The sequence below is a fragment of the Bacillus sp. JJ1503 genome (assembly GCF_036965125.1).
Taxonomy (GTDB): Bacteria; Bacillota; Bacilli; order Bacillales; family Cytobacillaceae; genus Cytobacillus.
Window position 1 is genome coordinate 1 of record NZ_JBALOZ010000458.1, and the last position, 1,065, is coordinate 1,065.

1 protein-coding gene and 1 pseudogene are annotated in these 1,065 nt (G+C 37.6%); both read right to left on the reverse strand.

Annotated elements, in window-relative coordinates; genetic code table 11:
- Positions 1 to 202: 202 nt before the first annotated feature.
- Positions 203 to 295 (reverse strand): annotated as a pseudogene (locus V7149_RS25070) (DinB family protein); the annotation flags it as partial.
- A gap of 120 nt (positions 296 to 415) precedes the next feature.
- Positions 416 to 985: a hypothetical protein gene (locus tag V7149_RS25075; RefSeq protein WP_335348281.1), complete on the reverse strand. Its 570-nt coding sequence runs from the start codon at positions 983 to 985 to the stop codon at positions 416 to 418.
- Positions 986 to 1,065 lie beyond the last annotated feature (80 nt).

The window sequence follows — 1,065 nt, forward strand, 5'->3', positions numbered from 1 at the left end:
AAAATAAGCGCTGTTCCTTATTATAGGAAAGCGCCCTTTTCTTGAATAAACAAAAAGCTGATATTAACTGGTATTATTCAATTAAAAATCCTCAACTGTTATTGATTAAGGAGTATAATCATTCTTGTCCCTTGTAGTAGAGTAACTGCGTTCATGCCGGTGACCTATGACTTTTTAGCGAGTATTGGACGAGAAACTTAATTCATTGGGCTTCCTCGTCGGCCGAGGGGCCGTAGATGCCCGGCACCGGAATATCGAGAAGCCGCAAATAAACCCCGAGCTGCGCCCGGTGATTACAAGGGGTACACTTTAAATCGAAGAACCTTTTTTCAATACCTTCAAAACTAAGTCTGACCCTCATTATGTCAGTCTGTGCAAGAGAGTTAATCAAGGCATGTAGGGTAAAAGGTAACATTCATCCACTACTTGCTGATCTTACCTTTCGTGAAACCGAACGATTTTTATCTATCATTGATATGTTTGAGACTAGTTGCGATCTTATTGTAGTTAACGAAGTTAATACACCGTAAATATAGAGAAAACCCTTGTCATAATCCTCGGTGAACTTATCGTACAATAAGGGGTTACGCTTCACGATGTATTGTGCCAAGTGGTTCATACTTTTCTCCAATGCCTTTAAACCTATAGACAAATCATCTTTGATATTTTCTAACGATGTCTTTATATCATCTGACAATGTGGTAGGTACCTTTAATTGGGCTAAAGTCATGGAATTTTCAGCAAGCTTCTGTTCTGCCGATAAGGCAATATTATATAAGCTTTCCTCTCCCATTACTCTGTCCAGTTTATTCAATGGCCCTATACTAGAGTAGATTAAATCAAGGATCTCTTTTTCAAAGTTCAAAAATACTTGCTGTTGTGAATCATTCTCTATTTCAGCTAATGGAATGAGGAGGGGGACGAAAATAGAAAAACAGAATAATACCAAGATGATTACATACTTATGTACCCAACGAAGTATCATAATTTGATTCCCTCCCTATTTTTATTATGCTCCGAATCAATGATTAAATGTACCCCAAGAACATTTACATTCTCTTCAAC